The following is a 15,143-nucleotide window of genomic DNA, read 5'->3' on the forward strand; positions in this document are numbered from 1 at the left end:
GTGCGGTGTTGGTTTTGGGTGGCGTCCTTGGCGGACGGCTCACGGAAGGCTCGGGTACGACCGCCCGGCGGTGCGCTGCAACATGCAAAGTTCAGTTGTTGCGCAATCGCTCGCGCGCTGTTGTAAATTTGACACGAAACATGTCCAACATGTGGCTTTCGTGAGACATTTCGTATTTCTGAACACGCGCTGAACCTGGCGCATTGGCGGCGTTCTGCCGCGCCGCAGCGAAGGTTTTCGTCGATAAGACGTGGCAAATTGCCGCGCCGTTGCGGCGCAACATGGGCAGCAAAAGCGTGTTGCTCAAAAGCGGAAGCTGATCCACCCCGCAAGGAAATCGGAGCTGGTATAGCCTGCCTTGGTCAGCGAAGGGCCCGCCGCCAGATGCTCGTACCGGCCGGTCAGCGACAGCCGCGGCGTGAGCGTCCACACCGCCTGGAGTCGCGCCACGTCGCCGATCCGCGAGTCGGCGACATTCTGGGTTCCGGCAAAGGGCTGGCCATTGGCGCGATAGACCGCGTCCCGCGTGTTGGCGCGCCATGCGCGCTGATATTCCGCCGTGACGCGCAGCTTCGCGGTGGGCGACAGACTCAGCGTCGGCGCCACCGCCACCAGATTGCTGGGCGTCAGGAACAGGCCGTAGCTGTAATAGATGTTGTTGCCGAACGGCGCATAGGCGTTGCGCAGCGCGCCGTTGCCATAGCCACCGCCGCCGCTGGCGTAGTCCGCGTGGAAGCCGATGCGCGGCGCCCGCTTGTCCGCGCCCAGCCGGAGGTTCTGCGCGAAGAACCCTTGCCAGGCGTCGATCTGCTGGTCGCGGAAATGTCCCCATTGGCGATTGACCGACCAGTCGATCGTCACCGGCCCCGCTTCACCCCACAGGTGCGTGCCCAGATAATAGCGCGTCGCCGGCCCCACGCGCCCGCCCCAGGTGCCCACCTTGTTACGGCGGCGCCAGAAGAAGGGATCGAAATACAGCGTCGCGCCGCCGACCCACGCCTTTGGCACCACGAAGCCTAGGCTGACGCCGGAAAAGCGGCGGGCGGGGTCGATCACATCGTCTTCGGTGCCCAGGTCGCCATATTGCGTCGGCTTCAGATCGAACGCATCGATTCGTACCGCCTTGCCCCGCGCCCAGACGCGCACGCCGTTGAGCGTATAGCGGATGGTATTGTTGTCACGCTGCGACACCAGCAGGTTGGGGCCGTCGGTGAATTCCTGCCGGCCATAGCGCGCGCCGATATCGATGCCGGCGATCGTCGCCTTGGCCTCGGCGAACAACTGCTGCACCGCCACGTCGTTGCGCAGCGTCGCGGCGGGGGCGGCCAGTTCGACGCCGGTGATTCCGCCATGCGCGACTTCGCCATAGACGCGCAGATGTTCGCCGATGTGCAGATCGGCGCCGCCGACCAGGCGGAAAATGTCCTGCCGCTGCGCGCGGGAGTCGCGCAGATTGGGGTTGGTGGTGTGGTTGACCCGCAACCGCGCCTCGCCCGACAGCGTGACATACACGTCGCCGCTGGGGGTGAGGGGCAGGCATTTCAGCGCATCGATCGGGTCGTCGCGCTTCGCCGGGTCGCACAGCGCGCGCCAGTCCTCGGCCCAGCGCGACAGGTTGTAGCCGCCGGTGGTGGCGCCGTCACCGGCAGCGGCGCTGGGGTAGCCGGCCGTCTGGACGCCCTGCGCGACAGCGGGCAGCGCCAGGACGAGCGCGGGGGTGGCGCCCAGGGCGCGGAGCAGCATCTGCATGATAAGCGCCCCTTATTCGGCCGGGACGGCGTCGGCGGGAAGCTGGTCGATGCTCGGCGCCTTGCCGCTCAGCGCCAGTGCCAGCGCGTCATGATCGAGCCTGCCTTCCCAGCGCGAGACCACCACCGTCGCCACGGCATTGCCGATGAAGTTGGTGAGGCTGCGGCATTCGGACATGAAGCGATCGACGCCCAGGATCAGCGCCATGCCCGCCACCGGCACGCTCGGCACGATCGACAGCGTCGCCGCCAGCGTGATGAACCCCGCGCCGGTCACGCCCGCCGCGCCCTTCGACGACAGCATCGCCACGCCGAGCAACAGCAATTGCTGCTCGATCGAGAGGTGCACATTGGTCGCCTGGGCGATGAACAATGCCGCCAGCGTCATGTAGATGTTGGTGCCGTCGAGGTTGAACGAATAGCCGGTCGGCACGACCAGCCCGACGATCGACTTGGGGCAGCCGGCGCGCTCCATCTTCTCGATGAGCGAGGGCAGCGCGCTTTCGGACGAGGATGTGCCGAGTACGAGCAGCAGCTCGGCCTTGAGATACGCGATCAGCCGGAAGATCGATAAGCCCGCCATCCACGATACCGCGCCCAGCACGACGATCACGAACAGCGCGGAGGTGAAGTAGAAGGTGCCGACCAGCATCGCGAGATTGGCGAGCGTGCCGACGCCATATTTGCCGACGGTGAACGCCATCGCGCCGAATGCGCCGACCGGCGCCGCCTTCATCAGGATCGCGACGACCTTGAACATCGCCAGCGAAACGTCGTCGAGCGCGGACACGACTCGCTCGCCGCGATCGCCGACCAGTGCCAGCCCGATGCCGAACAGGATCGCGACGAACAAAGTCTGAAGGATGTTGCCGCCCGTGATCGCGGACAGAAACGTATCGGGGATGATGCCGAGCAGGAATCCGGTCAGCGTCGTCTCATGCGCCTTGGCGGCGTAATCGGCCACCTTGCTGGCGTCGAGCGTCGCGGGGTTGATGTCGAGGCCCGCGCCCGGTTGCACCACATTGGCCACCACCATGCCGACCACCAGCGCCAGCGTGGAGAAGAACAGGAAATAGCCGAACGCCTTGGCCGCAACGCGCCCGACTGCCTTCAGGTCGCGCATCCCGGCGATGCCGGTGACGATGGTGAGGAAGATCACCGGCGCGATGATCATCTTCACCAGCTTGATGAAGCCGTCGCCGATCGGCTTGAGTGCCTCGCCGGTGGCAGGCGCATAATGGCCGATCAGCACACCCGCGATAATCGCGACCAGCACCTGGACATAGAGATGCGCATACCAGCGTCGCGGCTTGGGCGGGCGGGGGGCGAGCGGGGCAACGGCGGGGTCGACGGCGATACGGACCATAATTCCTCTCCTTCAGCCCCGGTGGATTGCCGGTAGCACTGGACGACGCGATTCTGACCTACGGCCCGTTGCGGAGGAAGGGGAAGTTGGTACGGAGCAATATGGCTTTTAATCAATAGGATAGCACTGACCCGACGCGGTGCGTGGGCCGAAATCGGCACAGGTGCCATGGGGTAATGTGCAACTACTTGCACATTGTCCGGCGCTGGCGGATAGCCGGGGGGTGAGCGAACGCGACTCGATCTCGGGCTGGCGATACTGGGCACTGGCTGCGTTGCTGGGCGTGGCGGCGGCGGTGCTGGCCGGGTGGGTGAGCGGGAACCGCGCGCGAGAGACGCTGGCCGCGACCGTCGCCACCGGCGCCCAGCTGCGCGCGGCGCTGCTCGACAGCGAGATCGCGCGATTCCGCCTGTTGCCGCTGGCGCTGGCCGACGACCGCGACGTTGCCGCGACGCTGGCGGGGGCGCCCGCCGGCCCGCTCGACGCCAAGCTGGAGGCGCTGGCGCGCACCACCGGGGCCGCCGCCATTTATCTGATCGCGCCCAATGGCCGCACCGTGGCCGCGAGCAACTGGCGCTCGCCGCAGAGCTTTGTCGGATCGGACTATCGCTTCCGCCGCTATTTCCGCGAAGCGAGCGCGCGCGGGGAGGCGAGCCAGTTCGCGCTGGGCACGGTCAGCCGCCATTCGGGGCTTTATCTGGCGCGGCGCACGGCGGCAGGCGGCGTGATCGTCGTCAAGCTGGAGTTCGACGGGATCGAGGCGGCGTGGCAGCGCGCCGGCGGCGACACCTATGTGCAGGACGCCGCCGGGCTGGTGCTGGTGACGAGCAACCCCGGCTGGCGCTTTGCGGTCGCGCGCCCGATCGACGCGGCGACGCTGGCTGCGCTGCGGCGCGACGCGGCGCTGCCGGCAACCGCGCCGGTGCTGCTGCCCCCCGCCAGCGGCGACCTGGTCGAGGCGCGCGTGCCGACGGGGCAGCCGGGCTGGGTGCTGGCGCTGCGCCGCGCGGCGGGCCCGGCGGTGGGTGCCGCACAGCGCACCGCGGGGCTCGGCGCGCTGATGGCGGTGCTTGCGCTCGCCGCCTTGCTGTGGGGACTGCGCCAGCGCGCCACGCTCGCCCGGCGCCGCACGTCCGAACTGGAAGCCGCCGTTGCCGAGCGCACCGCCGCGCTGCGCCGCGAGATCGAGGAACGCGCGACGATCGAGGCGCGCGCCGCCGAACTGCGCGAAGGGCTGCGCCAGGCCAATCGGCTGGCGACGCTGGGGCAAGTGACCGCGAGCGTGGCGCATGAGACGGCGCAGCCGGTGGCGGCGATCCGCACCTATGCCGAGACCAGCGTGGAACTGCTCCAGCGCGGCGCGCTCGACATGGTGCGCGACAATCTGGAGGCGATCCGCCGGCTGAGCGACAGGATCGGCGCCGTGACGGCGCAATTGCGCGGCTTTTCGCGGCGGCAGGCGGGCGCGGTACGCGCGCTGCCGCTGGCCGAGGCGCTGGACGGGGCATTGCTGATCCTGAAGGAGCAGTTGCGCAGCGTGCGGCTGGAGCGCCCCGAGATTTCCCCCGCGCTGCTCGTGATGGGCGGGCGCGTGCGGTTGGAGCAGGTGTTCGTCAATTTGCTCCAGAACGCCGTCGAGGCGCTGGCCGACCGTCCCGGCGCGACGATCACGATCGAAGTAGAATCCGACGCGGCACAGGTGCAGGTGCGCATCCGCGACAACGGCCCCGGCATCGCGCCCGAGATCGCCGCGCGGCTCTTCACGCCCTTCGCCACCAGTCGCAGCACCGGGCTGGGGCTGGGGCTGGTGATCGCGAGCGACATCATGACCGATCTGGGCGGCAGCCTGCGCTGGCTATCCGACGAACCCGGCACCTGTTTCGCGCTGGAGCTGCGCCGGGCATGAGCGTGACGGTGGCGCTGGTCGATGATGATGCCGATCTGCGCGCGGCGCTGACGCAGCTGCTGGTGCTGGCGGGGCACAGCGTCCAGCCGTTCGTCGACGCCGCCTCAGCGCTGCAGAAGATCGACCGCGACTTTCCGGGCGTGGTGGTGAGCGACGTGCGGATGCCGGGCATGTCGGGAGTCGATTTCTTTCACCGGCTGCGCGGCATCGATCCGGAGCTGCCGGTGATCCTGATGACGGGGCATGGCGACGTCGCGATGGCGGTGGAGGCGATCAAGGCGGGTGCCTGGGATTTCCTGACCAAGCCCTTTGCCGGCGAAGCGCTGGCGGCGGCGCTGCAGCGCGCGGGCACGGCGCGGGCGCTGGTGATGGAGAATCGCCGGCTGCGCGCGGCGGCGAGCGAGGCCGATGCGACGCTGCTGGGCGAGGCGCCGGCGATCCGGCGGCTGCGCGAGATGGTGCCCGTGCTGGCGGATACGGCGCTCGATCTGGTGGTGGAGGGAGAGACGGGGACGGGCAAGGAACTCTATGCCCGGCTGGTCCACCGTGCCGGGGCGCGCGGGCGGCACCGGTTCCAGACGCTCGATTGCGCGACGCTGCCGGCCGCCATCGTCGAGCGCGAGCTGTTCGCGCGGGGCGGGGTGATCGCGCGGGCGGATCGCGGCACGCTGTTCCTCGACAACCTTCACCTTGCCGACGCGGCGTTGCACCACCGGCTGAGCCAGTTTGCCGAGGCACGCACCGTCGCGCTTGACCAGCGCGATCCCGATCCGGTCGATGTCCGCATCGTCGCGACGATCGCGGAGGGGAGCGCCGGGGCCCTGCCGCCGGGACTGTACCACCGGCTGGCCGGGGTGCCGCTGCGGATGCCGCCGCTGGCCGAGCGGCGCGAGGACGTGCCGCTGCTGTTCGCGCATTTCGCGCTGCGCGCTGCGGAGGCGCATCGCCGCCCCGCGCCGCCGCTGTCCGAAGCCGCGCACGCCGCCGCCCGACGCGACTGGCCGGGGAATGTCCGCGAGCTGGAGCGCAGCGCCGAACGATTCGTACTGGGGCTTGAGCCGCCCGCCGTTGCGCAGGGTCCCGAGGGGCAGTCGCTGGCCGAGCGGCTGGATGCGTTCGAGCGGGCCGCGATCCTCGATGCCATCGCCGGCGCGGGGGGCGAGATCAATGCCGCGATCACTGCGCTGGGGCTGCCGCGCAAGACCTTCTATTATCGCGTGAAGCGGCTGGGCATCGACCTGCGCCGAGCACGGGGGCGAGCGGACTAGCGGCAGGGGCGCCTGCACGGTTTCTGCACAGGATCAGGATCAAGCCCGGACGGCGTGCGGCGGCGCGTCCGCATATCCCATCGGCATTGTCGCGCTCGCTGGAACCTGGAGGGAGCGCCTATGCGCATCGGAATTACGTCGCGACTGGTGACGAAGCTAGTGGCGGCAGCGGGGCTGGTCGCGCTGGCCGACCGGCTGTTCTGGGCCGGGGGCGGGATCGGCTCGAACCTTGGGCTGTTCGCGCTCGCCTGGGCGGTGGTGGCGCTGGTGCTGACGCGGGCGGTGTGGCGGCACCGGGCGAGCACGGTGGCGGCGGGATTCGCGCTGCTGCTCGCCGCGCTGTTGTGCGACGATCCGGGGCCGCTGGGGCAGGTGCTGTTCTGGAATGCGCTGGCGCTGGCCCTGCTGGTGCCGCGCGTGGGCGGGTTCGACCATGCCGGGCGCTGGGCGCTGCGGCTGGTGCTGCACGGCGTGACCAGCGTGATCGGGCCGTGGCAGGACCTGTGGCGCGCGCGCCGGCACAAGCGCGGATGGGGCCGGGCACAGGCGCGGACGGCGCTCGCCCTGCTGCCCTTGCCGCTGGTCGGCGGGGCGCTGTTCCTGGCGCTGTTCGCCAGCGCCAATCCGGTGATCGGGTCGGTGCTGGCGCGGATCGGGATGCCGCACATCGACATCGCGCGCGGCATATTCTGGGCCGTCGTGCTGACGCTGGTCTGGGCCGCGCTGCGCCCGCGCCGCAACCGGATCGCCCTGGCGCGCGCGAGCGCGAGCCGCGTGTTCGAGCTGCCCGGCGTATCGACGGCATCGGTGGCGCTGGCGCTGCTGACCTTCAACCTGCTGTTCGCGATGCAGAACGGGCTCGACCTCGCCTATCTGTGGAGCGGGGCGCCGTTGCCGGAGGGCGTCACGCTGGCCGACTATGCGCATCGGGGTGCCTATCCGCTGATCCTAACGGCGTTGCTGGCCGGTGCCTTCGTGCTGGTCGCGCTGCGGCCCGGTTCCGCCACGGCGGCGGTGCCGGCGATCCGGCGGCTGGTGGTGCTGTGGATCGCGCAGAACCTGTTGCTGGTCGCTTCCACGATGCTGCGCACGCTGGACTATGTGGAGGTCTATTCGCTCACCCGGCTGCGCATCGCCGCCCTGCTGTGGATGGGGCTGGTCGCCGTCGGGCTGGTGCTGATCCTGTGGCGGATGCTGCGCGGCAAGAGTGCGGCGTGGCTGATCAACGCCAATGCGGGCGCGGCGCTGCTGGTGCTGACGGGATGCAGCACGATCGACCTGGGGTCGATCGCAGCGACGTGGAATGTCCGCCATGCGCGCGAAGTCGGCGGCAAGGGCGCGGAACTGGACCTGTGCTACCTCAACCAGCTCGGATCGTCGGCGCTGGTGCCGATCGTCCAGCTCGAGCAGCGCGGCGGCTTCACGCCGGCCTTTACCGAGCGGCTGCGCTGGGTGCGGCACGAGATCGTGCAACGCACCGAGGCGGGGCAGCAGGACGGCGACTGGATCTGGCGCGATGCCCGGCGGCTGGCGCAGGTCCATGCCCTGACCGGCGGCGTCCCGCTGCCGGCGGCGAACACCGGGCCGCATGGCCGCGACTGCTACGGCAGCCCCCGGCCGGCGCCCACCGCCGACGCGGCATTGACGGGAGGGGTGCCGCAATGATCCTATGTCCCATGCCGCGCACCATCCTGATCGCCGACGACGACCCGCATATCCGCCAATTGCTCGCGTTCGCCTTTGCCAAGGCGGGGCTCGACACCGTCGAGGCCGAGGATGGCGAGGCGGCGCTGGCCCGCGTCGATGCGCAGCGGATCGACCTGGTCGTGCTCGACATCAACATGCCGCGCATGGACGGGCTGGAGACGTGCCGCCGTCTGCGCGCGGCGGGCGACGTGCCGATCCTGTTCCTGTCCTCGCGCGACGACGAGATCGATCGCGTGCTGGGGATCGAGCTGGGGGGCGACGATTATGTCGTGAAGCCCTTTTCGCCGCGCGAAGTGGTGGCGCGATCGATGGCGATCCTGCGGCGGACCAGCGCGCGGCCTCCGGCGGTGGATGCGGGCCGGCGGATCGACCATGGCCGGCTGGGCATCGACCTGGACGGATGGCGGGCGAGCTGGGCGGGGCATGACGTCGCGCTGACCGTCACCGAATTCTCGATCCTGCGCACGCTGGCGGCGATGCCGGGCAAGGTGTTCAGCCGCGACGCGATCATCGACCGGCTGCATGGCCCGGGCTTTGCCGTGACCGACCGGACGATCGACAGCCATGTCCGCAACCTGCGCGCCAAGTTCGCGCAGGCCGGCGGCACCGATGTGGTCGAGACGCGGGCGGGCATCGGCTATCGGCTGGGGAATTGCGCCGGCGTGGCGGCGTGATCGCTGGGCTGAAGGCTCTGCTCAAGCGCCACTGGCCGTCGCTGCGGCTGCGCACGATCCTGTTTGGGACGCTGTTGTTCACCGCCGCGCTGCCGGGCGTCGGCGCGCTGTTCCTGCGGGTGTACGAGAATACGCTCGTCCGCCAGACCGAGGCGGAGCTGGTCGCGCAGGGCGCGGCCCTGGCGGCGACGGCGCAGGCGCTGTGGCCGGGCAGCGTGGCGCCGCCGCCCGCGCCGCCAGCCTATCGCCCCGAAGGCTCGACGATCGACTTGCGCGCCACGCCAGTGTTGCCCGAGCGCCCGCCCGGCGTGCCAAGCGCCACCGCGCCGGATGCCGATGCCGTTGCGGCGGCGGCGCGGCTGGCCCCGATCCTTGCCACGACCCGGCGGACCACCCTCGCCTCGATCCAGCTGCTCGATGGCAAGGGGGTGGTGGCGTTGGGCTACGAACCCGGCACGTCGCAGGCGGCACTCCCCGAAGTCGCCGCCGCGCTGCGGGGGCGGGTAGGCACGGTGTTGCGGCGCAACGGCGCCTATAGCCAGCGCTACGCATTCGAATGGCTGAGCCGGGCGTCGTCGCTGCGCATCCACCAGGCGCGGCCCGTGATCGTCAACGGCCGGGTGGTGGGGGTGTTCCTGCTTTCGCGCTCGCCTCGCGCGCTGTTTCGCGGGTTGTACGAGGATCGCGGCAAGATCCTGCTGGGCATCGGGCTGATCTTCGTCACGCTGCTGGGGCTGACGGGGCTGTTGTCGCGCGGCATCGCCCGGCCGATCGAGGCGCTGGCGCGCGCCACGCGCGGGGTGGCGGCGGGGACCGGGACGGTGCCGGAAACCCCAGTGACGGCCGCCGTCGAGATTCGCGGGCTGTTCGAGAATTTCCGCGCGATGGCCGAGGCGATCGACCGCCGGTCCCGCTATCTGCGCGACTTCGCCGCTTCGGTGAGCCACGAGTTCAAGACGCCGCTGGCGGGGATTGCGGGCACGATCGAGCTGTTCGAGGACCATGGCGCGCGGATGACCGAGGCGGAGCGCAGCCGCTTCCTGGGCAATATGAAGGCCGATGCGGGGCGGCTGTCGCAACTGGTCACGCGGCTGCTCGATTTGGCGCGGGCGGACATGGCGCAGCCCGATCCCGATGCCGCCGTCGACATCGCGGCAGTGGCGCGCCCGATCGCCGATGCCTTCGACGCGCCCGATTTCCGCGTGGCAATCGCGCCCGACGCAGCGGCGCTGCGCGTGGGCATCGCGGCATCGACGATCGACGCAGTGCTGGTCACGCTGGTGACCAATGCGCGTCAGGCGGGCGCCAGCCGCGTCGACATCGCGTGGAGTCGCACCGGCGATGTCGTGGAACTGTCGGTCACCGACAATGGCGGCGGCATTTCGCCTGCCGATCAGGTGCGGATTTTCGAGCCCTTTTTCACGACGCGGCGTGCGGGCGGCGGCACCGGGCTGGGCCTTGCCATCGCCGCATCGCTGCTGCGCGCCGGCGGGGGGACGATCGCGCTGCGGGAGAGCGGACCCGCCGGCAGCGCCTTCGTCGTCACGCTGCCGGGGGCGGCCTGCACCATGATCGTGGCGGGCTGATCCCCTTCGCCGTTCGCCCTGCGCTTGTCGAAGGGCAGTGAGACTCACCGTACTTCGACAAGCTCAGCACGAACGGGGTATGGGCTGACGTCCTGCCTTTATCGCGCCGGGATCTGCTGGCTGATGCAGTGGAAGCTGCCGCCGCCGGTCAGGATATGGTCGGCGCGCTGGCCGACGATTTCGCGATCCGGGAACAGCGCCGCCAGCGCCGCGACGGCGGCCTCGTCATTGGGCTGGCCATAGAGCGGCACCACCACGGCGGCATTGCCGATATAGAAGTTCATGTAGCTCGCCGGGATGATCTCTCCCTCTTCGTCCAGCACGCGGCCGGGCGAGGGGAAGCGCACCACGTCCAGCCCGAACGCGGCGGCGCGATCGGCTGCGTCCTGATAGACGCGCCAATTGGGGTCGTTGTCGGTCGCCTCGGGCACCAGCAGCCGGTTTTCGCCGATGAAGCGGGCGAGGTTGTCGACATGGCCGTCGGTATGGTCGTTGGCCAGCCCGTCGCCGAGCCACAGGAACGACGTATAGCCCAGGTCCGCGCGCAGCCGCGCCTCGATCGCCGCCTTGTCCAGCGTCGGGTTGCGATTGGGGTTGAGCAGGCACTGCTCGGTCGTCACCAGCCGCCCGGTGCCGTCGCCGTCGATCGCGCCGCCTTCCAGAATCCAATCATGGCTGCCGACGCTCAGCCCCGCGCCGCGCGCCAGGCGCAGGCCGACATCGTCGTCGCCGGGCAGGTCGTATTTCCCGCCCCAGCCATTGAAGCCGAAATCATGCGCCGCGCCGTCGCCGTCGAGGATCGCGGCGGTATCGCGCAGCCAGATGTCGCCAAACGGCTCGATCACGATGCGCGCGGCATCGCCCACCAGCGCGCGCGCGGCATCCGCCGAGTCGGCATCGGCGGCGACCAGGATCACCTGTTCGCCGCGCCCGCCCGCATGGACGGCAAGGGCGAAGGCGGCGACTTCGGCGCGCGCGGGCTCCAGATCCTCGAGCCACAGTTCGGGGTGGCTGGGAAAGCCGATCCAGACGGCGTCATGCTTGGCCCATTCGGGCGGGGGAGGCGTAGTCATGCGCGGCCCTTTACTGTCCCGCGCGGCTCTTGTCTCTAACCGTGCGGAATTCCGCGTCCTTGTACCAATTGGGCCAGGAATCGCCGTCGGCGAGCGCGCGGCCGAGCTGGTAATAGAGCGTCAGGTCCTCGACCGCGCCGTCCCAGTTCCAGCGGGGGTCATATTCGTCCTGCGGCTTGTGATAGCGATTGGCGGTGTAATCGTCCGCCGCCTTCTTGCCCGCCGCCGGGCCGCCGACGACGAGGTCCTGGCCGCTCTCGCCGTACAGCATCGGTACGCCCAGCTTGGCGAAGCTGAAATGGTCGGACCGGTAATAGCCGCCCTTTTCCGGGCTCGGCTCGGGCGCGATCACGCGGCCCTGCGCGGCGACCAGCGGCCTGACCAGGTCCTCCAGCTCGGATTTGCCCGCGCCGACCAGCATGAAATCGCGCGCACGGCCGATGACGTTGAGCCCGTCCATATTGACGCCGCCCACGGTCTTGCCGAGCGGATAGACCGGGTTCTCGGCATAGAATTTGGAACCGAGCAGCCCCGATTCCTCGCCGGTCACTGCCAGGAACACCGTGCTGCGCCGGGCCGGCCCGGCCTTGGCAAAGGCTTCGGCGAGGGCGATCAGCCCTGCGGTGCCGCTGGCGTTGTCGAGCGCGCCGTTGCAGATGTCGTCGCCGTTCACCGCATCGCACCGGCCCAGATGGTCCCAATGCGCGGAATAGAGCACGACCTCGTCGGGGCGCTGGGTGCCGGGCAGGATGCCGACGACGTTCTTCGATGCCTGGCGCCGGATAGTGCTGTCCCACGCGACCGATGCCTTGAGCCCCAGCGGCAATGCGCGAAAGCCCTTGTGCTTCGCGGCCTCTACCAGCGCGGCAAAATCCTTGCCCGCGCTGGCAAAGATCGCCTGCGCCGCCGCCTGCTGGACCCAGCCGACCGCCTGGGACTGGTCCATATGGTCGCCCGGCGTGTCCTGTTCGAGCAGCGGCCCGGTCCAGGAGGACTGGACGACGCCCCAGCCATAGGCGGCGGGTTCGGTATCGTGGATCACGATCGCCGCAGCCGCGCCCTGCCGCGCCGCTTCCTCATATTTGTAGGTCCAGCGCCCGTAATAGGTCATCGCCCGGCCGCCGAACGGGCCGTCGGGCGTCATCGTCTGCCAATCGGGATCGTTGACGAGGATCAGGACCGTCTTGCCCTTCACATCGACGCCCGCATAGTCGTTCCAGCCGCGCTCGGGCGCGTTGATGCCATAGCCGACGAACACGATGTCGCTGTCGCGGATTTCCGTGCGCGGCACGACGCGGTAGCTCTGGACCACCATGTCCTTGCGATATTCGAGCGCGAGCGGCGTCTTGCCCCCGGTGATCGTCATCGGCGCGACGTTGGTGGCGGTCAGTTCGACCATCGGCACGTCCTGATACCAGCTGCCCTTGTTCCCCGGCTTCAGCCCGGCCGCCGCCATCCTCTGGACGAGATAGTCGAGCGTCCTGGTCTCGGCGGGGGTAGCGGGCGCGCGGCCCTCGAACCCGTCGGAGGATAGCGTGCGGGTGACGTCCTTGAGCGTATCGACTGAGATTGCGGGGGTAGGCGCGGTCTGCGCGGCGGCGGGAAATGGTAGGATCGCCGCGAGGGCGACGGACCAGAAAATGCGCATGGGCTGACGGTGCTCCGGGTAAGGCCGATTGCATAACTCTACGGCAGCCGAGCTGAAGGTCCATAGCCTGTGTCGGCCCTTGCTCCGACGGCAAGGGCCGGTCAAATTGGACGACCAGATCGGGGGGAATATGTCGCGATTTACTTGCTGCGTCTTTGCGGTGTCCGCATTGACTTGGACCACGTCGGCGTTCGCACAATCGTCGACCGATATTGTCGCAAAGTTCGGCGCGCGAGAGACCGTGCGGGCGGCCAGCCTTTCGCCGGACGGGACCAAAGTGGCGATTTTGCGTCCGGCGGGGGACAGGGGGTCGGTGGTCGTTGTGGGCGATCTGGCGATGGGCGGCGAGCCGCGCGTCATCCTTTCGTCTGCTGGCTATCCGGAGGACATCCAATATTGCCGATGGGCGAGCGATACCCGGATCGTGTGCGGCGTCTATGTTAACGGGGCGCAACCGGGCATGCTCGCCTTCACCCGCCTGCTGGCGCTGAACAGCGATGGCTCCAAGCTCCAGATGCTTACCGGCTCGGCCGGGTCAACGGCGCTGGGGCCGATGCAGCAGGGTGGCAGCGTGATCGATTTCGGGCCGGACGGGTCAATCGGGTCGGTGCTGATGACGCGCCAGTTCGTGCCCGAATATTCGACGGGCACCCGGCTGGCCGAACAGCGCGAAGGCATGGGGGTCGAACTGGTCGATGCCACCACGCTGAAGCGCTCGATCGTCGAGCAGCCGCGCCAGGGCGCGAGCGAGTATATCAGCGACGGCCATGGCAAGGTACGCATCTATGGCATCCACAGCACCGACGGCGCCGGCTATCTGAAATCCAAGATTCAGTATTACTATCGCCTGCCCGACGACCGGAACTGGAAACCGTTGAGCACGCTTGACTTATCGGGCGGACGTAGCGCGGGATTCGATCCCTATGCGGTCGATTCCACCGCGAATGTGGTCTATGGCTTCGACGACAAGGATGGCCGGCGCGCCCTGTACAGCATCACGCTGGACGGCACGCTGACCCGTACGCTGGTGCTGGCGAACCCGCAGGTGGATGTCGATTCGCTAATCCGGCTGGGCCGGCAGCGCCGCGTGGTTGGCGTCAGCTATGCGACTGACCGACGCCAGGCCGAGTTCTTTGATCCTCAACTGCGCAAGCTCCGCGTGGCGCTGGGCAAGGCGCTTCCCGCCGCGCCGCTGGTCGAATTCGTGGATGCAAGCGCGGACGAGGGCAAGCTTCTCCTATGGGCCGGGAGCGATACGAATCCGGGTACCTTCTACCTCTATACCAAGGCGAGCAGGGCGCTGGAGGAAGTGATGCCCGTCCGCGCCGCATTGCAGGGCATGACCCTGGCCACCGTCAAGGCGGTGGAGTTCCCCGCCGCCGATGGGACGCGCATTCCCGGTTACCTCACGCTTCCCCCCGGCAGCGACGGCAAAAACCTGCCTGCGATAGTGATGCCGCATGGTGGCCCCGGTGCGCGGGACGAATGGGGATTCGACTGGCTGCCCCAGTTTTTCGCCGCGCGGGGCTATGCGGTGCTCCAGCCCAATTTCCGCGGCTCCACCGGCTATGGTGACGCCTGGTTCAAGAAAAACGGGTTCCAATCGTGGCGCACTGCGATCGGCGACGTCAACGACGGCGGGCGCTGGCTGGAGCGCGAAGGCATTGCCGCACCGGGCAAGCTGGCGGTGTTCGGCTGGTCCTATGGCGGCTATGCGGCGCTGCAATCCTCGGCGCTGGATCCCGGCTTGTTCAAGGCGATCATCGCGGTGGCGCCGGTCACTGATCTTGAGACGCTGCGCACTGAAGCGCGAGGGTTCGTCAACTTCTCGCTGGTCGACGCCTATATCGGCAACGGGCCGCACGTCCGCGAGGGCTCACCGGCACGCAATGCCGCCAGGATCAAGGCGCCTGTGCTGCTGTTCCATGGCGATCGCGACGAGAATGTCGGCGTCGGTGAATCGCGCATGATGGCGGACGCGATAAAGGATGCAGGCGGGAAGGTGGAGTATGTCGAGTTCAAGCAGCTCGACCACCAGCTCGATAGCGTGTCTGCACGTACCACGCTGCTCGCCAAGTCCGACGCGTTCCTGCGTGCCACACTCGGCCTCCAGCCCTGACACGAAAAAGGGCGGCCCCGCCGGGGCCGCCCTTTTCTGTTTCCCGAA

The 15,143-nt window shown here is 68.9% G+C and carries 11 protein-coding genes; 6 read left to right on the forward strand and 5 right to left on the reverse strand.

The annotated features are described in order from the left end of the window. Positions 1-91: 91 nt before the first annotated feature. Genes ACG3SL_RS00340 through ACG3SL_RS00350 form a run of 3 tightly spaced genes read right to left on the reverse strand, consistent with a single transcriptional unit; the run spans position 92 to position 3,114 of the window. A complete protein-coding gene (locus tag ACG3SL_RS00340) occupies positions 92-307 on the reverse strand; it encodes a hypothetical protein (RefSeq protein ID WP_448663162.1) in 216 nt (71 codons plus the stop codon). Further along, positions 304-1,749 carry an alginate export family protein gene (locus ACG3SL_RS00345; protein WP_448663163.1) on the reverse strand — a complete coding sequence of 482 codons (1,446 nt, stop codon included), beginning with the start codon at positions 1,747-1,749 and terminating at the stop codon, positions 304-306. The genes ACG3SL_RS00340 and ACG3SL_RS00345 overlap by 4 nt, the downstream gene beginning before the upstream one ends. 12 nt (positions 1,750-1,761) lie before the next feature. Beyond that, on the reverse strand, positions 1,762-3,114 hold the full coding sequence (locus ACG3SL_RS00350) for a dicarboxylate/amino acid:cation symporter (RefSeq protein ID WP_448663164.1): 1,353 nt from the start codon (positions 3,112-3,114) through the stop codon (positions 1,762-1,764). Positions 3,115-3,337: 223 nt separating this feature from the next. Here ACG3SL_RS00350 and ACG3SL_RS00355 point away from each other — a divergent pair, with 223 nt between their 5' ends. The 5 genes from ACG3SL_RS00355 (at position 3,338) to ACG3SL_RS00375 (ending at position 10,255) form a co-directional block, all read left to right on the forward strand. Continuing rightward, the gene (locus ACG3SL_RS00355; RefSeq protein WP_448663165.1) at positions 3,338-5,020 is read left to right on the forward strand and encodes a sensor histidine kinase; all 1,683 of its coding nucleotides are present in this window, start codon (positions 3,338-3,340) and stop codon (positions 5,018-5,020) included. Beyond that, complete coding sequence (locus tag ACG3SL_RS00360) at positions 5,017-6,288, forward strand: sigma-54-dependent transcriptional regulator (RefSeq protein WP_448663166.1); 1,272 nt, start codon at positions 5,017-5,019, stop codon at positions 6,286-6,288. Before ACG3SL_RS00355 ends, ACG3SL_RS00360 begins: the two co-directional genes overlap by 4 nt. Before the next feature lie 120 nt (positions 6,289-6,408). Continuing rightward, positions 6,409-7,953: a DUF4153 domain-containing protein gene (locus ACG3SL_RS00365; RefSeq protein ID WP_448663167.1), complete on the forward strand. Its 1,545-nt coding sequence runs from the start codon at positions 6,409-6,411 to the stop codon at positions 7,951-7,953. Next, positions 7,950-8,669: a response regulator transcription factor gene (locus tag ACG3SL_RS00370; RefSeq protein ID WP_448663168.1), complete on the forward strand. Its 720-nt coding sequence runs from the start codon at positions 7,950-7,952 to the stop codon at positions 8,667-8,669. Before ACG3SL_RS00365 ends, ACG3SL_RS00370 begins: the two co-directional genes overlap by 4 nt. Then, the gene (locus tag ACG3SL_RS00375; protein WP_448663169.1) at positions 8,666-10,255 is read left to right on the forward strand and encodes an ATP-binding protein; all 1,590 of its coding nucleotides are present in this window, start codon (positions 8,666-8,668) and stop codon (positions 10,253-10,255) included. Before ACG3SL_RS00370 ends, ACG3SL_RS00375 begins: the two co-directional genes overlap by 4 nt. A 98-nt stretch (positions 10,256-10,353) precedes the next feature. Here the strand turns inward: ACG3SL_RS00375 and ACG3SL_RS00380 are convergent, their stop codons facing one another. After that, complete coding sequence (locus ACG3SL_RS00380) at positions 10,354-11,328, reverse strand: agmatine deiminase family protein (protein WP_448663170.1); 975 nt, start codon at positions 11,326-11,328, stop codon at positions 10,354-10,356. A gap of 10 nt (positions 11,329-11,338) precedes the next feature. Then, a complete protein-coding gene (locus ACG3SL_RS00385; protein ID WP_448663171.1) occupies positions 11,339-12,976 on the reverse strand; it encodes a M28 family metallopeptidase in 1,638 nt (545 codons plus the stop codon). A 160-nt stretch (positions 12,977-13,136) separates the two neighbouring features. Between ACG3SL_RS00385 and ACG3SL_RS00390 the strand changes: the two genes are divergently transcribed. Next, positions 13,137-15,095 carry an alpha/beta hydrolase family protein gene (locus tag ACG3SL_RS00390; protein ID WP_448663172.1) on the forward strand — a complete coding sequence of 653 codons (1,959 nt, stop codon included), beginning with the start codon at positions 13,137-13,139 and terminating at the stop codon, positions 15,093-15,095. Positions 15,096-15,143 lie beyond the last annotated feature (48 nt).

The organism is Sphingomonas degradans (genome assembly GCF_053502645.1).

Coding starts and splice junctions, on each gene's coding strand:
- ACG3SL_RS00385 (WP_448663171.1), bottom strand. CDS start 12,976: ATGCGCATTTTCTGGTCCGTCGCCCTCGCGGCGATCCTACCATTTCCC.
- ACG3SL_RS00360 (WP_448663166.1), top strand. CDS start 5,017: ATGAGCGTGACGGTGGCGCTGGTCGATGATGATGCCGATCTGCGCGCG.
- ACG3SL_RS00350 (WP_448663164.1), bottom strand. CDS start 3,114: ATGGTCCGTATCGCCGTCGACCCCGCCGTTGCCCCGCTCGCCCCCCGC.
- ACG3SL_RS00365 (WP_448663167.1), top strand. CDS start 6,409: ATGCGCATCGGAATTACGTCGCGACTGGTGACGAAGCTAGTGGCGGCA.
- ACG3SL_RS00345 (WP_448663163.1), bottom strand. CDS start 1,749: ATGCAGATGCTGCTCCGCGCCCTGGGCGCCACCCCCGCGCTCGTCCTG.
- ACG3SL_RS00370 (WP_448663168.1), top strand. CDS start 7,950: ATGATCCTATGTCCCATGCCGCGCACCATCCTGATCGCCGACGACGAC.
- ACG3SL_RS00380 (WP_448663170.1), bottom strand. CDS start 11,328: ATGACTACGCCTCCCCCGCCCGAATGGGCCAAGCATGACGCCGTCTGG.